We start from the raw sequence: 18,096 nt of genomic DNA, 5'->3' as shown, positions 1-18,096 counted from the left end.
AAGAGATGGAGCATGATGTCGTCCGAAAACCGCTTCACACTTTTTCGGCATCATGCTCCGGTGAGCGCTTTCTTGAGATCGGCGGTCATCTGGTCCATCTGTTTTTCGGCGTCGGCCCGCTTCGCCCGGCCTTGCTCCTGGACCTTGAGCACGCCCTGCACGGTGTCGATCAGGTCGCGGTTGGCCTGCGCCAGCGTCTCGACATCGACGATGCCGCGCTGCGCCTGCTCCTCGATGGAGATGGCCTGATCCTTCATCATCTTCGATGTCTGGCGGATCATCTCGTTGGTCGCGTCGGTCACCGTCTTTTGCAGCTCCAGCGCCGACTTCTGGTTGGTCAACCCAAGCAGGATGACCATCTTCTGCTTCCAGGCCGGCACGGTCAGCGCAGAGGTCGCCTGCAGGTTCTCGATCAGCGTCTCGTCGCCTGACTGCACGATGCGGATCTGCGGCAATTGCTGGATGCCGAGCTGGCGCGCCTGCACCAGATAGAAGATGCGCTTTTCCAGCCGGTCGAGCGCCTGCACGGCGTCCTGATAGGTCTGCGCCTCCAGCGCCCCGGCAGAATCGCTCGCCTTGGCGTCGGCCGCCGCCTTCAGCTTCGGCAGCTCGTTTGCACGGTATTCATCGACGAATTTCTTGCCGGCCTGCACATAGGCGTCGAGGTTGAGGATGGAGTCCTTCGTCTGCTCGTGCAGGTCGTCGAGCACGGCGATGTCGCGCCGCAGCGTATCCTTGTGACGGTCGAGCTCCAGACCGATGCGATCGATCTGCCCGGCGACATCCTCGTATTTCTCCTTGAAGCGTTCGAGCCTGGCCTTGAAAGAAGAAAACAGGTTGCTGAGGAACCCTTCCTCTTTCAGCGAAGCCGGATCGAGGTTCTTGGCCTTCATGATGATGTCGGTGAGCAACGTGCCGGTATCGCCGAGATCGCGGTTGCGGATCTGCGACAGGATCTTGTCGGCAAAGTCGCTGACCGATTGCTGGGCGCGGTCGCCGAAGATCGAAATCGCCGCGCGGTCGCGAATATCGATGCCGCCTTCAATCTTGGCGACTTCACCCGGACTGGCGGCAATGACAGGCAATTTCGAAGTGTCGTCGAGCAGAGTAATGCTGTTCTCACCGGCCATTGAGACCTCCCCTCAGTGAACAGTATCTCGATAGACAGTCTGTAACAGAGATATGTCGCCGCTGTGGACAATGGAAGGATTCAGTCCCCACAACCGTGAAAAAGGTTACTTTTCAACGACTCAGCCGGGTTGTGCGGCATCGTCCTGCTCCGCTGAGGGCGTCGGCCTTGCGAAAAGGCACCGAAGCCCGTTTGGCGGGCGTGGTCAGGCGGCCGCAATAGGCGCTGCCAGCCATTGCCGCACGATCGCGGCGTCGGCATCGCCGAATTCATGGCCCGCGGCGACGATGCGCGCGTCGATCTCGGCGCCGCGCTGGCTGAACAGTGTCACCAGAGCCGGCGCGAACGGGCCGTAAGTCTGGTCGGCGGCCCCGGCGACGATCAGCACTCGGCTGCCCCGGAGGTCGGTCATCGGCCAAGTGTCGAGCACCGGCATCGCCCTCAAAAGCGCAGCCCGCCTGACCAAGCCGGGATGGAGCAGCATCAGGCTGGAGACGACGTTGGCGCCGTTCGAATAGCCGAGAAAGGTCGCACGCTGCAGGTCGAGGCCGTGCTGGCGCGCGGCTTCCCTTGCGAATTGCGCAAAGGCGGCCGTCTCGGCACGGATGGAGGTTTGTTCGAAGCTGGTCGGCGTGATTCGCTCGAACCAGCGAAATCCGTCCTCCTGTGGAATGCGGCCGCGCGCCGCGACGATCACCGTATGGGGCGCGGTCTGTCTCGCCAGCGGCAGCATCGTTGTCTCGTCGACGCCCGACCCGTGCAGCACGAACAGGCACTCACCGCTTGCGTTTGCCGGCGTCAGCAGGCGGTAGGAAAATGTGAGATCCTCGCGCAGGACGCTGTTTTTGTCACTATATTCAGGAGCGCTCATATCCATTTGATTCCATGAGAGATTTGTTGATTTGCCGGCTTCAAAACGGAATATTTTCGCGCTCCGCGAAAGTTGATTGAACTAGGCGCATTTCAGTCCGTTTCTGCGCCGATACACTCCCGTGGGAGGAATCGAAGCGGTGCGCCCCGGAGGTCGCATTGCTGGGTATGAACAACCAGCTTTGAGGCCTTTTGTCGATGACCACCCCTGTCTCTGCAGAGCACGAGATCTACGATCGCGACACGCGTATCAAGGATCGCGATACGCGTATCAAAGATCGCGATACGCGCATCGACGTGCTGCGCGCGCTCGCGCTGCTCACCATTTTCGTCGACCATGTGCCCGGCACCGTCTTCGAGAACTGGACCTACAAGAATTTCGGCTTTTCCGATGCGGCCGAAGCCTTCGTGCTGATTTCCGGCATCTCGGTGGCGCTGGCCTACGGCACGAAGTTCAAGCCGGGCGGCCGGTTGCTGGCGACCCTGAAGATGTGGCGGCGCGCCGGCGTGCTCTACATCTCTCACCTCGTCACCACGATGGTGGTGATCGCGCTGTTTTGCGCCGCCGCGGTGTTCGTGCATCGGCCGGAAATGCTGACGATGATCAACATCGAACCCTTGATGCGCAACACGCCGCAAGTGCTGCTCGGCATCGTCACGCTCGGTCATCAGCTTGGCTACAACAACATCCTGCCGGTGTATGCTGCGCTGCTTCTGGCGGCACCCGCTTTCGTGCTGTTCGTCAGCTATCGGCCGGTGCCGGCGCTGATCGTGTCCGGTCTGATCTGGCTCGTTGCCGGCATCTGGCAGATCGCGCCGCCGAACTATCCTGAGCCTGGCTTCTGGTTCCTCAATCCGCTGTCCTGGCAGTTCCTGTTCAACATCGGCCTTGCTGCCATGCTGCATGTCAAGCGGGGCGGGCGGATTCCGCTCAATCCGTGGCTGCTTGGTGCTGCTGGCATCTATGTGGTCGGCGCCGCGATCTGGGTGCACAGCCCGCTCTGGGGCCAGATCACCTGGTTCGACCTGCCGGTGGTGATCGGCGGCTTCGACAAGACCTTCCTGTCGCTGCCGCGGCTGCTGCACATCCTATCGGTCAGCTATCTGATCGTCGCGTTGCCGGCGGTCTCGAACCTCTTCCGGGTCCGGCCCGACAATCCGCTGGCAATTCTGGGCAAGCGCTCGCTGCCAGTGTTCATCGCCGGCACGCTGCTTGCCATGGCGGCGCAGGTGCTGAAGCTGATCAACCCGGGCGGCCTGGCCTACGATACGCTGCTGATCTCGGCCGGCATCGCCATGCAGTTCGCGCTCGCGCTCTATCTCGAATGGCTTGCCGGCCTCGGCCCGTCTCGTGCCAGGCCGGTTCGCGAGGAGCCTGTGCGCGCGCCGTTCGGCGCGCAACCGGTGCCGGCGAGAGTGGGCGGCTACTGAGTTTCGCTTCAGCCTTTGCGGGCCGGACCGGTCGACGCTCTGACGATGAGCTCGACGCCCATCGTCTCGCGCCGCACCGCGCCATCATGGTCGAGGATCATGCGCGCGGCGCGGCGGCCGATCTCGGTGATCGGCTGGGCGATGGTGGTCAGCGGCGGCGTGCACAGCGCGCCGTCCGGCACGCCGTCGAAGCCGACGATCGAGACATCGCCGGGAACGTCGAGACCCCGCGCTTTCAGCCAGTCGATGGCGATCAGGGCCATGCGGTCCGACATCGCTAGAATGGCGGTCGGCGCTTCGCCGCCGGCGAAGATCGCCTCGAGGCCGGCCCTGGTGCTTTTTTCCTCGTTCTCGGTCTCATAAATCGGGACCTTCGTCGTGTCGACGCCGAAGCGGGACAATTCCTCGAAATAGCCGGCGAGACGATCGCGCGTTCCCGTATAGATCGCCGAGCGGACCATTTCCGGCGTCACGAAACCAGTGCGTTCCTCACCGAGGGTCAGCGACAGAACCGCGAAGCGGCGATGGCGGAGTTCGGCCAGATGGCGCGCGGCGAGCCGCGCGCCATCGACGTTGTCGACGCCGATGGCCGAGACGGTCTCGTCCTGAAACCCGAGTTCCAGCGCCACGAATGGCAGCCTGCGCTCGCGCGTCAGGTCGACGAGGCGCGAGCCGCCTTCGATGCAGAACAGGATAAAGCCGTCGACAAGCGCGCTCTGGATGTTCCAGGCAAGTTTTTCCTGGTTGGCGGCCGAGACCAGCGCGATGCCCGCGCCGGTGGCGTCGCAGGCTTCCGAAATGCCGGCCATCATCACGCGCGCGAACGGATCGTCGAAGAAGTAGGAGAGGGGCTCGGTGGTGGCAACGCCGATGGCGTTGACCTTGCCGGCGCGCAGCAGCCGACCCTTCGGATCCGGGCCGGCATAGCCCATCCGCTCCGCCACTGCCTTGACCCGCTCGCGCACTTCGGCGCGCACGATCTCGGGGCGGCTGAAAACATTCGAGGCAGTACCATGCGAGACGCCTGCGGCCTTCGCGATGTCTGCCAGCCGGATGGGTCTTGCCTGGCCTTCGAGGAGTGATGCCATGTCGTTCCTCCGAATCCGGTCACGGGACGAACATGACCGCTGAATTGCTGCCGGTCATCTAACATTTTTGTTGGATCGATTCAAATTTCTGCTTGACTTCAGGTGGCGCGGGTCTATGTTTTGAATCGATCCAAGTTGCCCGCTTCATGGTGGAGCGGGTTTCAGCAGGAGGATACCATGCATCCGGTGAGCTATTTGTTCGAGGACATCTACCGCAACGACTGGGGCATCGCCTCGGTCGCCATCAGCGAGAAGCGCCGCGGCAGATTGGGTCCTTGGAGGCGCACGCCGCGCTTCCTCGTGGAGCGCAAGGGCGGCTGAGCCGCAGCCATTTTCAGCGTCGAAAGATTGGATCGATTCAATTAGAAGGAGAAGCAGTCATGCATCCGATTGGTCATCTGTTTCAGGACATCTACCGCAACTATTGGGGCATCACGCCCGGAACCGAGCAGCCCGAGCGGCGCCGCGCCGGCGAACCGCCCGCGCGAAAGCGGGGTGCCAGCCGAAAATAGTCTAATGCATGTCGCCCAGAAGTGTGCAGCGGTTCTGGGGCAACGACATGCATCAAAACAAAGACTTAAAGCGCGTCGCCTGAATCCGGTTCGGCGCGATGCGCTTTAAGGGCGAGGACGCCACAGCGCCGAGACGGCGATCGCCACCCAGCCGGCGATCAGCAAGGTGCCGCCGATCGGCGCCGACATCGGGAACAGCCGCGAGCCGAGGAAGTCGCGCGCAAGCAGGTCGCCGCAAAACAGCAGCAGGCCGACAAGCAGCATCAGGCTGGCGATCCTGAGGCAGCGGCCACCGCCGGCAAGACCGACGGCGAGGAATACCGGCGCATGCATCAGGAGGAAGTTGGCCGCCGTGCCGGTAAAGGCGCCGCCGCGATGCGCAGCCGCCGCCGACAGCGCCACGCCCGCCGCACCGAGCAGCCCGGCGACCAAGACCAGGATACGGCTGCCGCCATTCGACGGTTGCGCGGCAAAGCTCATTTTGGGTGCTCCCTGTCGGCTGGCCGGCGTCGTCGATCAGGACTCGCCGGCTTCCAGCAGCATATGCCGTGCCCGGCGCGACTGGACAATCCAGTTGTAGACCGCGCCGAGCGCCATCAGCACCGACGTGCCCAAAAACACCGAGCGCATGCCGAAATGCCCGCCGACGAAACCGCCCGACAGCGGCCCCGCGACCTGGCCGAAATATTGCGCCGAGATCGCCAGTCCAAGCACATTGCCGCCGATCCCGTCGGGGATGTTGTGGCGGATGACGCTGGTGATGCAGGGCAACAGTCCGCCCAGCGCCAGGCCCATCAGGAAGCGCTGGCCGATCAGCTGCCAACCATTGGTGACGAAGGCCTGCGGGATAAGCAGCAGCGCCGAGACGGCAAGCGCGCCGACCACGACGTTCCAGTGGCCGACGCGGTCGGCGAGCTTGCCGAGCCATGACGAGGACAGGATCGTGCCGAGCGCCGCAGCCGACATGACGACACCGGCGACCATGGTCACCTTGCTCTGGTCCTCGATGAGCTGCTGTACATAGACGGTGATGATCGGCTCGATCGACATGGTGGCGAAGGCGAGCAGCATGCCGGTGGTCAGCATGGCGACGATCGGCCGCTTGTCCGGAATCTGCGACCAGCCGCTTTTAGCCTTCTTCGCCGAGCCAGGCCTGGGCTGCGGCGGATTTTCCTTGATCAGGAAAGTCGTCGCCAGGAACGCCAGGAAGATCACGGCGCCCGAAAGCAGGAAGGTGGCGCGGATGCCGATCAGCGGTGGCAGCAGGCCGCCGAGCAGCGGTCCGACCAGCGAGCCCGCGGTGATGCCCGCGGCCAGCACGCCAAGCGCCCAGCCCGAACGCTCCTTCGGCGTCTGCATCGCCACCAGGATCGTGGAACCCGATGAATAACCGCCGGCAAAGCCGATCAGCAGCCGAAGCAGCACCAGCTGCCAGACGCTCTGAACCATGCCGGTCAGCGACATGCAGATGGCCATGCCGAACGACGCGCGCACCAGCATGAGCTTGCGGCCGTAGCGGTCGCCCAGCCGTCCCCACAAGGGCGCGACCAGCGCTGCCGCAAGGAAGGTCGCGCCATAGGCGATGCCCGACCACTGCACGATCGCCGCATGACCAACGGCGCCGAGCTGTTCGACATAGAGCGGCAGGAAAGGCAACAGCAGCGTCATGGCGATAAGCGTGCTGAACGAGCCGGCGAAGCAGACGGCAAGGTTACGCCGCCAATGGATGTTGAAGCCGCTCTGTTCGGATTCGTTCGGCGTCATGTCACGGCGTGCCAATGCTGGGGTTGTTGCGGATACCAGTTTGGGATACCAAACTGGTATCCGTCATGGACCTGGGACTTGCCGCTGTCAATGCGGCTTTGGAAAGCGGGACGACAATGTCGCAAATGCAAAATGTCGAAAGGCAGCTTCGCGAGATGATCCTCGGCCTGGAGATCGGCCCGGGCGAGCGGCTGACCGAGCGCTGGATCGAAAGCCGTTTCGGCGCTTCACGCACGCCGGTGCGGGCGGCGCTGCTGCGCCTGGAAACGGAAGGGCTGGTCGGCCGCGACGGCCGCGGCTGGACGGTGGCGCCGATCAACCTTGCCGAACTCGGCCAGATCGCCGTCTACCGCGAGGCAGTCGAGGTTGCGGCGGTCCGCCTGACGGCGGCGCTCGAAGACCGCAGCGGGATCGATGTGATCGCGGCGATGCTCGATTCCTGCGATATCGAGACGCCGCGCGAGGAATGGCACCGCGTCGGCATGGATTTCCACATCGAACTGGCAAGGCTTTCCGGCAACGAGTTTCTGCTCAGGGCCGTTCGCGACGCGATGACCAGGCTGTCGCGGGCACGCTGGCTGGAGGTGCGCGATGAAAAGGCGCTCGGCCGCGCCTGGGCCGAACATCATGCCATCCTCGCCGCCGTCAGGGCCGGCCATGCCGACGAAGCGGCGCGGCTGCTTTCTGATCACATCGCCGGCAGCCGCGATCGGCTGGTCGCCTCGCTCCATGACGACCGGCGCGGCTTGCGCGCCAGAGGGTTCGCCGTCGTCGCGGCGTAAGTTCTCGTGTGGCCAATCGCATTAGCAGGCTTGCAACATGGCCGGGAGAATGCTGTAGGAGACGAGGGGGATGAAGGCTGACCACCTTTGACCATCTTGCTGAACTCGCGGACGCATGGCCACACTCTCACGAACCGCCGCAAAGCTGTTCTACTACGCGCGCAATTTCGCGCGTGACCGCGCACCCCAGTCGATGTTCCGTGACCGCCTGGCCAGGCGGCTCGAGCAGGCCAGGCTTTCAGGCAAGACGGTTCGCGAGCGACTGAACTACTACAACAAGCTGGAACACCCGTTCGTCCCCAGTCCGGACGCCATACCCGTCGGCAAGCTGCCGTCCTCTTCCAGCATGTACTATTACGACCTCAAGGAATTCGCCCGCTATTTCGATCCCGGTCTGCTGATCGATTTCGAATACGGCGACGTCGTCGGCGTTCCGGAGGTTCCGAGGATCGTCAAGGACCGGCCCATCGGCGACGACAATGCGAATGGCGTGCTGATGAAGCTGAACAAGTTCCGTCACTTCTACATGCCGCCCGATAGCCTGTCTTTCGCTGCCAAGCGCCCGATGGTGGTCTGGCGCGGTCATCTCAACAATCCGATTCGCACCCGCTTCGTGGAAAAGGCCGCCAACCTGCCGATTTGCGATGCGGGTTCCCACAGGGCCGATGCGCCGGACGGATACCGCAAGCCTTTTCTGAACATCGAGGAGCAGCGGCGCTATCGCTACATCGTTTCGCTCGAGGGCAATGATGTCGCGACGAACCTGAAATGGATCATGAGCTCCAATTCGCTCTGCCTGATGCCGGAACCGACTTACGAAACCTGGTTTGCGGAAGCCCAGGTCGAGCCCAATGTCCACTACGTGCCGCTGCAGCAGGACTTCTCCGACCTGGTCGACAAGGTGGCATATTTCGAAAAACACCCCGCCGAGGCGGGACGGATTACCGCCGCCGCCAACGCCTATTGCCGCAAATTCGGCAACGAGCAGGACGAGCAGGCGATCTCGCTGCTCGTCCTCTACAAATATTTCGTGCTGAGCGGGCAGATCCAGCCCGATCCCGAAGTCTGGCGCTTTATCGCCGGTTAGCTCAATTCCCGGAAGCTGGAGCAGGGCGGCCGATTCTACCAACGCTGAACTGCTAGTGTACGTCGCCCAGAAGTGTACGCGTCGCCTGAATCCGTCTCAGCGCGACGCGCTTTAGGCGCCGGAGCGGTCGAGCACCCGATCGGCCGGTCCGAAACGGTCCCTGGCCGTGAACTGCTGGTGCCAGTAGGGATAAGCACCAGCGCCGGGAATTGGCGAAGGGTTTTGTAGGACAAATCCGGCGACTTGTCGCCTCGCTATCGATACGCGTCGATCACATATCGGCTATATCCTGCCTGCTTTGAGGTGCTTGCAATAAAACCGTCATTGCGCCTCTGTATCTCAGTCGGCTTACGGAGTGTCCGGGCGGAGCCGGAGCGCATTCCGAAGCGATGATGGCTGACAGGCAGACGGAGCTGCGCGATGAACGAAGTGAAACCGAATTCCGGGGCGAAGGACTGGCTCGAAGCCGAACTCGAGGACACGCTCGACGAGGACTATGAGCTGGAGCTTTCCGAGCCGGCGCTCTCGCTCGAGATCGCCAAGATCTACAAGAAGTCGCATCCGCCTTCGATCGAGCGGATGACCTATTTCCGCGAGCTGCTCAGGCTGCAGTCCGAGCTGATCAAGCTGCAGTCATGGGTGGCCTACCACAAGAAGAAGCTGGTGGTGATCTTCGAGGGCCGGGATTCCGCCGGCAAGGGCGGCGTCATCAAGCGTATCACCCAGCGGCTGAACCCCCGCATCGCCCGTGTCGTGGCATTGCCGGCGCCGACCGAGCGCGAAAAGTCGCAATGGTATTTCCAGCGCTACGTGCCGCATCTGCCGGCCGGCGGCGAGATCGTGCTGTTCGACCGCTCCTGGTACAACCGCTCCGGCGTCGAGCGGGTGATGGGCTTTGCCAATGGGGATCAGGTCGAGGAGTTTTTCCGCGACGTGCCGGAATTCGAGCGCATGCTGGTCCGTTCCGGCATCACCCTGGTCAAATACTGGTTCTCGATCACCGACGAGGAGCAGCAGATGCGCTTCCTGATGCGCATCCACGACCCGATGAAGCAGTGGAAGCTGTCGCCGATGGACCTGCAGTCACGCGTGCGCTGGGAGCAGTACACCAAGGCCAAGGAAGAGACCTTCGCCCGCACCAACATTCCGGAAGCGCCCTGGTTCATCGTCGAGGGCAACGACAAGAAGCGGGCGCGGCTGAACTGCATCGACCACCTGCTGCAGCAATTGCCCTACGAGGAAGTGCCGCACGAGGAGATATCGCTGCCGGAGCGCGTCTTCAATCCTGAGTACGAGCGCCAGGTGCTGCCGCGCGACCTCTACGTGCCGGAGAAGTATTGAGCACACTCCTTCTCCCCGTTTCACGGGGAGAAGGTGCCCGAAGGGCGGATGAGGGGCGGCGCCGGCGTTTGCGGTTGGCTTCCAATTCGCCGCGCGGGCCAGGCGCTACAGATGCTGTGGCTAATCTCCAACCGGCAGCGCTGCCCCTCATTGCCCTGCCGGGCATTTCTCCCCGTATAGAGACGGGGAGAAAGGGCTACTTCGCCTACGCCCGTCCGATCGTCACATGCGTCGCGTCGGCTGTCGCGACCTGACCGGTGCAGCGATAGCCGAGCTTCAGCATGTCGAGGCCGGCGAAGAGGTGCTCGCCGGAGCCGAGCAGGATCGGCGAGATCGCCAGATGCATCTCGTCGATCAGCCGCTGCTCGAGATATTGGCGAATGGTTGAAACGCCGCCGCCGACCCGCACGTCCCTTCCACTGGCCGTTGCCTTCGCCTGTTCGAGCGCCGATTGGATGCCGTCGGTGACAAAGTAGAACGTCGTGCCGCCTTCCATCTCGATCGGCGCGCGCTTGTGGTGCGTCAGAACGAACACCGGCACGTGATAGGGCGGGTTGTCGCCCCACCAGCCTTTCCAGTTCTCGTCGGGCCATTCGCCGCGGATTGGCCCGAACATGTTGCGGCCGAGGATCCAGGCGCCGACATTTTCGAAGCTGCGCACGGCGAAACTGTCGTCGACGTCCGTGGTGCCCCCGTCCTTGCCGAGCACCATATGGCGGAAGGTGCGGGTGCCGACCATCCATTTGTGCAGATTTTCGCCGCCGACGCCGAGCGGATTGGCGAGCGTCTGATCAGGCCCGGCGCCGTAACCGTCGAGCGACAGGGTGAAAGCATTGACACGCAGCGTGGACATCGTTTGCCTCCTAAACCAGTTGTAATTTGCAAGCAGTTGTTGAGTAGCTTGACTGATTGCGAAATGCAAGCGGTATTTTCCGGCGCGATCGGGCCGGGCAGCGTCGGGATCGTCGCCGGAACGGTAGCTGCACGGGAATATTGGGGCGAAAGCGGGTAAGGGACACCGTCGCAATTTTTGGTCGAGAAAAGCGATTAGCTGAGCAACTCTCGGTCGGCAGCATCAAGGATACGTTCAATCCAGAGCCGCAACGATCTCGGCGAGGATCGGCTTGATCCGACGCGGAGCCATCAAAATACGCGCACGGCCGATCGTTCGATATCAGCCTTCAACATCGGATGAAGGCTGTCCCGCGTGGTGATGTCGATTTCGGCCGACATTTTCTCTTCCAGAAATTGCTTGATGCCGACGAGGTCGATCAGGGAAAACCGCCGCGCCGGATCGTAGTCTATGAAGAGATCAAGATCGCTGTCCGACCCGTACGTCGCCGCGCGCGGCCGACCCAAACAGATAAAGCGAAGTCGCGCCCATGCCTCTGATGGCATCTGCGTTCTTCTGCAACCGTCCGATCACTTCATTGCGGCTCATGAAACTATTCTAACGGATCCCGTCAGAATTCCAAAATCGCGGTACCGCCTAGCCCTTCAGCATCTCCGCCACAGTCGGCGCGAAATAGGTCAGCACGCCGTCGCAGCCGGCGCGCTTCAGCGCAAGCAGCGATTCCAGCATCGCCTTTTCACCGTCGATCCAGCCATTGGCGGCGGCTGCCTTGATCATCGAATATTCGCCCGACACCTGGTAGGCGAAGGTCGGCATCTGCAGCTCGTCCTTCAGCCGGCGGATGATGTCGAGATAGGGCAGCCCCGGCTTCACCATCAGCATGTCGGCGCCTTCGGCGAGATCCTGCTCGGCCTCGCGCACCGCCTCGTCCGAATTGGCGTGATCGATGTAGTAGGTTTTCTTGTCGCCCTTGAGCAGGCCGGCGGTGCCCACCGCCTCGCGATAGGGCCCGTAAAAGGCCGAGGCGAACTTCGTCGCATAGGACATGATCGCCACGTCCTGAAAACCGTTGGCGTCGAGCGCGTCGCGGATGGCGCCGATGCGGCCGTCCATCATGTCGGACGGCGCGATGATGTCGGCGCCGGCCGCCGCCTGGATGACGGCCGCGGCGGTGACTTGCTCCACCGTCTCGTCATTGACGATGATGCCGTCGCGCAAAATGCCGTCATGGCCATGGCTGGTGAAGGGGTCGAGCGCGGCATCGGTGATGATGCCGATCTCCGGCACCGCGTCCTTGATGGCGCGCGTGGCGCGATTGATGACGTTGTCCGGGTCGAGGATGTGCGAGCCGGTCTGATCGCGCAGCGCAAGCTCGACATTGGGGAAGGTGGCGATGGCCGGAATGCCGAGCTTGGCGGCGCGCTCCGCTTCCTTGACCGCCAGATCGATGGTCAGGCGATAGACGTCCGGCATGGCGGCGATCGGCTCGCGCGTATTCTTGCCGTCGATGACGAAGATCGGCCAGATCAGGTCGTTCACCGAAAGCTGGTTCTCCTGCACCAGCCGACGCGACCAGTCGGCCTTGCGCATGCGTCGCAGCCGCCGGCTGCCGGTGATCTCGTCGACGCCGCGCGCGCCGGCGGGTTTTGCGGGAGTGAATTTGTTCATCGCCGAAACTCTCGTTTTGACCCGGCTTTTACCACGCGCCCTTGCCACTGACCAATGCGACACGATTGTGCCAGCCGGGGCGCAAGTTCCTCTCAGGGCTGCCCATTCCCCGACAGGATCTGCGCGGCACCTCTCATCGCCACCCGAAAAGCCTCGTCGAAGCTGACGCCCCGCACTTGCCAGCGATAGGTTTTGCCGCGATCGGCCAGCCGCCAGTCGGCGATCCAGCCGAGGTCCTTGTCGCTCCAGACGATGCTGCCGGCGAGCGCCCGGACCGCTCCCGCTTTCTTCGCGAGTTTCTCGATCCTTGCCATGTCGGCCGCCAAGAGCGCTTTCTCATCGAGGCTGCCAAGCTGACCGGTTTTCGGAAAGCTGACGCGCATCAGCAAAGGACTGGCGGCATTGGTGAAGGATTCGCGCATCGCGTGGCCACGATCCTCGTCGGGGGTCAGCACGAAACGCCGCGAACCTTGCTCGGCGGTCATGAAAACGGCGATCAGCGGCCGCGCGCCAAGCCACGGCCTGCTGCCGAGCTGCGCCAAAAGCTTGTCGACGACAGCCGGCTTATAGAGGCAAGTCAGATCATGCGGCCGGTCATGGGTGCCTTGCTCGTCATGAATCGGGATGCCCTCGAGCCGGTCGTGGTAGCGGAAGGATTGGACGAAGTCGGCCGCCTTGTCGCGCAGCGCCAGCATCTCCGTCTTCTGCATCAGCCGCTGGTCGCCCGAAACCTTGACCAGCACCTTGTCCAGGCAATCGCGAAAGCCGATCTGCCGGTTTACATCTCCGGTGCCGGTGACGATCGTTTGCGCCTGATAGAGCTCGGCGACTGTCGCGGCACGGACGGGTGCTCCCAGAAAGAGGAGACCGACCAATCCAACCACGAAGCGAGAAATTCCAGCCATGTCGATCAGCTCGAAACCTGTCGGGGCGCAGGCACAGTGTTTTGCCGGTTACCTAACATCTGGCGCGGCCGCCCGCTAGCGCAAGGACCGCCACCATTGACGCGTCCCCATGCCGCCATTAGCACTTCTCCTCCCGCAGACGCGGGGGAGGATTCTCTCATTATGGATTTTGGCGGAGGCGACGAGATCCGCTTCGAGCGGCTGGGCAAGGCGGGCGTGGTCACGTTGACCCGGCCGAAGGCGCTCAACGCCGTCACGCACAACATGGTCAGGGCTCTCGGCAAGGCGCTCGATGCCTGGGAGCAGGACCCAGGGGTCGGCGTCGTCGTCGTCAAGGCAGAGGGCAGGGCGTTTTCCGCCGGCGGCGATATCCTGCACATCTATGAGGCAGGCCGCGCCGGCAGGCCGCCCGTCGACTTCTTCGCCGACGAGTACCGGCTCAACGCCCGCATCGCCCGCTTCAAAAAACCCTATGTCGCGCTGATCGATGGCATCGTCATGGGCGGCGGCGTCGGCATCTCCTTCCACGGCTCGCATCGCGTGCTGACCGAGAACGCGCAGTTCGCCATGCCCGAGGTTGGTATCGGCTTCTTCCCCGATGTCGGCGCCAGCCACCTGCTGCCGGACCTGGGCGGCTGTTTCGGCATGTATCTCGGGCTGACGGGAAATCGCATCCGCTATGGTGATGCGCTGTGGTCCGGGCTGGCCACCCACACCATCAAGGCCGAGGACCAGGCCGGCCTGCTCGACGAACTGGCGACGAGCGGCGACGCCAATGCGGAATTGCGCGATTTCTTCGTGCCTGCCAAACGCGAGACCGAGCGGCAGGACCTGGAGTCGATCGCGCGCCATTTTTCGCAGCCTTCGCTCGCCGACATGGTCGCTAGCCTGGAACGGGCCAGGGCGGAAGACGCTTTTGCCGCAAAGACGCTGGCGACGCTAAAGACCCGCTCGCCGACCAGCCTCAACGTCGCCTGGCGCCAGATCAGCGCCGGGCAGACGCTGTCGATGGACGAATGCATGAAGATGGAGTTCCGCATCCTGAACCGCATGCTTGCCGGCCATGATTTCTATGAAGGCATCCGCACCGCTATTATCGACAAGGGCTCGAAGCCTCGGTGGCGGCCGGCGGACCTGGATGCGGTCAACGCTGCCGACATCGACGCCTATTTCGCGCCGCTTGGGCCCGGGGAGCTCGTCCTGTGAGCGAGGTCACCTCCAGGCGCGTGGTGCTGCAGCCCTCGACCACCGAAATCATCTTCGCCTGGTTCCAGCGCCTGATCGCCGGCTACTGCCTTTTGTTCGGCATTCTCTATTGGGTCCGGCTCATCGGCATTTATCCCGGCGCGCTGTGGCGCTTCGACCTGATGCCGGTGCATTGGCAGGTGGCGGCGGCAACGCTTGCCGTCTTCTTCCCCTTCGCCGCCGCAGGGCTTTGGATGCTGGCGTCCTGGGGGCCGGTGATCTGGTTTATCTGCGCGGTGACCGAGACGGTGATGTATGCCGGCTTCCCCGATCTCTTCGGCCATCGGCTGCTGATCGTCGTCTCGCATGCCTGCGTGGCCTTGCTCTACATCGTCTTTCGCGTCACCATCTGGCTGCAGAAGCGCCAGCTTCGCCAATAGAGCATGATGCCGAAAAGTGTGAAGCGGTTTTCGGACGACATCATGCTCCACTCATAAAGCCGGCCGCGCTGGCTCCCGGGCCGGTTTCGCGCGCCATTCTGCCCCAAGATCCATTGGCTAAATCTTTAGGTTAATTGTTCTTGCTCGGGTGACCGATCGTTAAGCGTCTTCCGAAACCTCTTACCGGTAAGCTCTTGTTAGCCCTGGCGTTTAAGTCGAATTTTATGAGTATTCGATAGTGTCGCGATCAAGGTGAAAAACAAAAAATCACCAAGGCGACAAACGAGAGGCAAAGACAATGATCAATTCGCGTCCGGCGGCGAAGACCGCAAACGTATCCGACGATCGCCGCGAGGCTATCCGCTCGCTGTACATGGAATCGCTGCAGCTGGTGGAGCGTCTGCACCGCCGCCTGCTTGACGTGATCAAGGACGAGTTCGACCGCAACGGCCGTTCCGACATCAACGCCATCCAGGCGCTGCTGCTCTTCAACATCGGCAATTCGGAGCTGACCGCCGGCGAGCTGCGCTCGCGTGGCTACTATCTCGGCTCGAACGTGTCCTACAATCTGAAGAAGCTGGTCGACCTCGGCTTCATCAACCACCAGCGCTCGCGCATCGACCGTCGTTCGGTTCGCGTCTCGCTGACGCCGAAGGGCAATGAGGTGGCCGACGTCGTCGCCGGCCTCTATGAGCGCCATGTCGGCTCGATCGAGGCGGTCGGCGGCATCAACACCGACGAGTTCAAGCAGATGAACCGCGCGCTGCAGCGCCTGGACCGCTTCTGGAACGACACGATCGCTTACCGGATGTAAGTATCCGAAGCCTGGAACATCGAAGCCACGTCGACGAAGCGCGGCCCGGGGAAAGAATATCGGCCGGTGCCGGACGCACCGGTCCTTTTCTTTTCGCCAAGGCAGGCTGCTACAGGGGAGTTGACCGGGCGCCCACGTGCGTGAAAGCTCTCTCGTGAGAGAAGGAGGCTCTTCATGCGCTACGTCCCGCTTGCCATATCCGCTCTGATCCTTGCCTCCCCAGCCAACGCCAAGACTATCTTTTACGGCGCCAGGGTGGGAATGAAGGTCACGATCGTCAAGAAATCGGGCATCGGCACCTCGCATGCAGTTGTGCTCACCAAGCACACCAGGCAAAACGCCATCGAATTCTGCCGCGATTATGTGGGCAAGGTGACCGAGGATTGCATCGTCTCGGAGATGAATACGCCCTTGCACCTGGAGATCACCGCTGACTGCAAGAGCGGTAAATTCATCAATTTCTACGGCGCCAACATGCTCTTCCAGGGGCGCAGCCCCGAGGGAAGTCCGACCGAATACAAGATCACCGCTACGGACGAGAATGTGGTGCTCGATGGCTCGGGCGCCTCTGGCTACGGCTATACGATCGATGAGTTCAAGCTGCTCTGCCCGAACCGAGTGAAGTAGGGGGCGGACAGAGGCGGCCGGCGACCGATCAGGCAGGGCGTGGAAGGAAGCGGTGCCAAAAAGCACCGGTTGCGTTTTCCATCCCATTGCCATGAGCAAATCGCGGGCCAAGGCCACGTTGCCGCCATAATCGCGGTGGATGCGGGTGGTGGGTGATGCTGCGGGTCCACGCCCTGCGCTCCTTGGAACCTGTATGGCGGCAGCGCGTTTCTGGCGGCCGGCGATGCGGGTCATGGTTGGCGAATTGTTAAGTTTGCCAACCCTAGAGTGCGGACAAGCCGCCCGGGCAAGCGAATTGAGCGAGAGCGAATAGCCAAGAATGTCTGCCATGAGAACCAGCCGCCGTTTCTTCCTCACTGGAGCCTCCGCGCTCGCCGTCGCTTTTGCCGCCGGCCACGCCAGCGCGCAGGACGTGATCGGGGACATCCTGAAATCCTCGACCCGCGGCAATTGGGACGATCAGTTCGACGCCCGCGGCAACAACACCAACAAGGTCGCCTCGACGCTGCCGATCTTCAGCCAGCAGACGGTTGCCTTCACCGAGCAGGCCGTGGCGCAGTACCAGAACATCGTCGCCCAGGGCGGATGGGAACAGGTTCCGGCCACCAAGAAATTGCAGCTCGGCGTCGACGATCCGGATGTCGTGCCGCTGCGCAAGCGCCTGATGGTCTCGGGTGACCTGCCGCAGAGCGCCGGTATTTCGACGGCCTTTGATTCCTATGTCGACTCGGCGGTCAAGCGCTTCCAGCTCCGCCATGGCCTGCCGGCCGACGGCTCGATGGGCAAATACACCTATACGGCGATGAACGTCTCGGCGCAGATCCGGCTCGGCCAGCTGCAGACCAATCTGCAGCGCCTGAAGGAGAAGGCCGGCACGCTCGGCAGCCGTTACGTGCTGGTCGACATTCCCGCCGCCCAGGTCGAAGCGGTCGAGAACGACCGCGTCGTACTCCGCCACACGGCGATCGTCGGCAAGATCGACCGCCAGACGCCGATCGTGAATTCCAAGATCAACGAGGTCATCGTCAATCCTTACTGGAACGCGCCGGTCTCGATCGTTCGTAAGGACATCATTCCGCTGATGCGGAAGGACCCGAACTACCTCAAGGAAAGCCACATCCGGCTGTTCGCGCCGGATGGCAGCGAAGTCGATCCGATGACCGTCGACTGGTCGACCGACGATGCCGCCAAATACCGTTTCCGCCAGGATCCGGGCAACAACAATGCCATGGCCTCGGTCAAGATCAACTTCCCGAGCCCGGACGGCGTCTACATGCACGACACGCCGCAGCAGAGCCTGTTCGGCAAGCTGATGCGCTTCGATTCCTCCGGCTGCGTGCGCGTCCAGAACGTGCGCGATCTCGTCACCTGGATCCTGCGCGACACGCCCGGCTGGGATCGCCAGCATTTCGAGGCGGCGATCAAGACCGGCGAGAACACGCCGATTCAGGTCGTCAACCCGGTGCCGGTCCACTTCCTCTATCTGTCGGCCTGGTCGACCGCTCCGGGCGTCGTGCAGTTCCGCGACGACATCTATGCCCTCGACGGCGCTGCGGAGCTGCAGATCAGTTCTGCACAATAAGTATCTGATCTAAAAAGC

At 62.6% G+C, this 18,096-nt stretch carries 19 protein-coding genes and 1 pseudogene; 11 read left to right on the top strand and 9 right to left on the bottom strand.

Going from position 1 to position 18,096, the window contains the following annotated elements:
• Positions 1-50: 50 nt before the first annotated feature.
• Both RFM98_RS07525 and RFM98_RS07520 read right to left on the bottom strand, forming a co-directional pair.
• The gene (locus RFM98_RS07525; protein ID WP_320308274.1) at positions 51-1,130 is read right to left on the bottom strand and encodes a toxic anion resistance protein; all 1,080 of its coding nucleotides are present in this window, start codon (positions 1,128-1,130) and stop codon (positions 51-53) included.
• A gap of 204 nt (positions 1,131-1,334) precedes the next feature.
• Positions 1,335-2,000, bottom strand: coding sequence for an alpha/beta hydrolase (locus RFM98_RS07520; protein WP_320308273.1), 666 nt, complete (start codon positions 1,998-2,000; stop codon positions 1,335-1,337).
• Between the two features lie 197 nt (positions 2,001-2,197).
• On the opposite strand from RFM98_RS07520, the gene RFM98_RS07515 reads away from it, so the two are divergent.
• A complete protein-coding gene (locus RFM98_RS07515; protein WP_320308272.1) occupies positions 2,198-3,430 on the top strand; it encodes an OpgC family protein in 1,233 nt (410 codons plus the stop codon).
• 8 nt (positions 3,431-3,438) lie between these two features.
• Here the strand turns inward: RFM98_RS07515 and RFM98_RS07510 are convergent, their stop codons facing one another.
• A complete protein-coding gene (locus RFM98_RS07510) occupies positions 3,439-4,518 on the bottom strand; it encodes a LacI family DNA-binding transcriptional regulator (RefSeq protein ID WP_320308271.1) in 1,080 nt (359 codons plus the stop codon).
• A 177-nt stretch (positions 4,519-4,695) separates the two neighbouring features.
• Between RFM98_RS07510 and RFM98_RS07505 the strand changes: the two genes are divergently transcribed.
• Positions 4,696-4,839, top strand: coding sequence for a hypothetical protein (locus tag RFM98_RS07505; RefSeq protein WP_320308270.1), 144 nt, complete (start codon positions 4,696-4,698; stop codon positions 4,837-4,839).
• A 59-nt stretch (positions 4,840-4,898) separates the two neighbouring features.
• Positions 4,899-5,030: a hypothetical protein gene (locus RFM98_RS07500; RefSeq protein ID WP_320308269.1), complete on the top strand. Its 132-nt coding sequence runs from the start codon at positions 4,899-4,901 to the stop codon at positions 5,028-5,030.
• A 105-nt stretch (positions 5,031-5,135) separates the two neighbouring features.
• Here the strand turns inward: RFM98_RS07500 and RFM98_RS07495 are convergent, their stop codons facing one another.
• Together RFM98_RS07495 and RFM98_RS07490 are read right to left on the bottom strand one after the other, a co-directional pair.
• Entirely contained in the window at positions 5,136-5,510 is a 375-nt protein-coding gene (locus tag RFM98_RS07495) for a DUF423 domain-containing protein (protein ID WP_320308268.1), read from the bottom strand.
• Positions 5,511-5,546: 36 nt separating this feature from the next.
• On the bottom strand, positions 5,547-6,794 hold the full coding sequence (locus RFM98_RS07490; RefSeq protein WP_320308267.1) for an MFS transporter: 1,248 nt from the start codon (positions 6,792-6,794) through the stop codon (positions 5,547-5,549).
• A 116-nt stretch (positions 6,795-6,910) separates the two neighbouring features.
• Between RFM98_RS07490 and RFM98_RS07485 the strand changes: the two genes are divergently transcribed.
• The 3 genes from RFM98_RS07485 to ppk2 all read left to right on the top strand — a co-directional run bounded on the left by RFM98_RS07485 (position 6,911) and on the right by ppk2 (position 10,004).
• Positions 6,911-7,576, top strand: a complete 666-nt coding sequence (locus RFM98_RS07485) for a GntR family transcriptional regulator (RefSeq protein ID WP_320308266.1) — start codon at positions 6,911-6,913, stop codon at positions 7,574-7,576.
• A 115-nt stretch (positions 7,577-7,691) separates the two neighbouring features.
• Positions 7,692-8,663, top strand: coding sequence for a glycosyl transferase family 90 (locus tag RFM98_RS07480; protein WP_320308265.1), 972 nt, complete (start codon positions 7,692-7,694; stop codon positions 8,661-8,663).
• Positions 8,664-9,083: 420 nt separating this feature from the next.
• Positions 9,084-10,004, top strand: coding sequence for a polyphosphate kinase 2 (gene ppk2 / locus RFM98_RS07475; protein WP_320212249.1), 921 nt, complete (start codon positions 9,084-9,086; stop codon positions 10,002-10,004).
• 205 nt (positions 10,005-10,209) lie between these two features.
• Here ppk2 and RFM98_RS07470 read toward each other — a convergent pair whose 3' ends face one another.
• From RFM98_RS07470 to RFM98_RS07455, 4 genes and pseudogenes are all read right to left on the bottom strand, one after another.
• Positions 10,210-10,857 (bottom strand): dihydrofolate reductase family protein, encoded by a 648-nt coding sequence (locus RFM98_RS07470; RefSeq protein ID WP_320308264.1) that lies wholly within the window; start codon positions 10,855-10,857, stop codon positions 10,210-10,212.
• A 290-nt stretch (positions 10,858-11,147) separates the two neighbouring features.
• Positions 11,148-11,445 (bottom strand): annotated as a pseudogene (locus RFM98_RS07465) (nucleotidyltransferase family protein).
• A gap of 48 nt (positions 11,446-11,493) precedes the next feature.
• Positions 11,494-12,525: a porphobilinogen synthase gene (gene hemB, locus RFM98_RS07460; RefSeq protein ID WP_320308263.1), complete on the bottom strand. Its 1,032-nt coding sequence runs from the start codon at positions 12,523-12,525 to the stop codon at positions 11,494-11,496.
• A 92-nt stretch (positions 12,526-12,617) separates the two neighbouring features.
• Complete coding sequence (locus tag RFM98_RS07455) at positions 12,618-13,430, bottom strand: DUF2066 domain-containing protein (protein ID WP_320308262.1); 813 nt, start codon at positions 13,428-13,430, stop codon at positions 12,618-12,620.
• 162 nt (positions 13,431-13,592) lie between these two features.
• Between RFM98_RS07455 and RFM98_RS07450 the strand changes: the two genes are divergently transcribed.
• From RFM98_RS07450 to RFM98_RS07430, 5 genes are all read left to right on the top strand, one after another.
• Positions 13,593-14,636, top strand: coding sequence for an enoyl-CoA hydratase/isomerase family protein (locus tag RFM98_RS07450; protein ID WP_320308261.1), 1,044 nt, complete (start codon positions 13,593-13,595; stop codon positions 14,634-14,636).
• Positions 14,633-15,055: a DUF6163 family protein gene (locus tag RFM98_RS07445; RefSeq protein ID WP_320308260.1), complete on the top strand. Its 423-nt coding sequence runs from the start codon at positions 14,633-14,635 to the stop codon at positions 15,053-15,055. The genes RFM98_RS07450 and RFM98_RS07445 overlap by 4 nt, the downstream gene beginning before the upstream one ends.
• A 298-nt stretch (positions 15,056-15,353) precedes the next feature.
• The gene (ldtR, locus tag RFM98_RS07440) at positions 15,354-15,869 is read left to right on the top strand and encodes a transcriptional regulator LdtR (RefSeq protein ID WP_040983294.1); all 516 of its coding nucleotides are present in this window, start codon (positions 15,354-15,356) and stop codon (positions 15,867-15,869) included.
• A gap of 174 nt (positions 15,870-16,043) precedes the next feature.
• Complete coding sequence (locus RFM98_RS07435) at positions 16,044-16,496, top strand: hypothetical protein (protein WP_320308259.1); 453 nt, start codon at positions 16,044-16,046, stop codon at positions 16,494-16,496.
• A 328-nt stretch (positions 16,497-16,824) separates the two neighbouring features.
• Positions 16,825-18,078: a L,D-transpeptidase family protein gene (locus tag RFM98_RS07430; protein WP_320308258.1), complete on the top strand. Its 1,254-nt coding sequence runs from the start codon at positions 16,825-16,827 to the stop codon at positions 18,076-18,078.
• The last annotated feature ends 18 nt before the right edge of the window (positions 18,079-18,096 follow it).

Source organism: Mesorhizobium australafricanum (assembly GCF_033977265.1).
In the GTDB taxonomy this organism is placed as follows: domain Bacteria; phylum Pseudomonadota; class Alphaproteobacteria; order Rhizobiales; family Rhizobiaceae; genus Mesorhizobium; species Mesorhizobium australafricanum.
The sequence above is the reverse complement of the archived record's forward strand: the minus strand, read 5'-3'. Positions and strand labels throughout refer to the sequence as shown.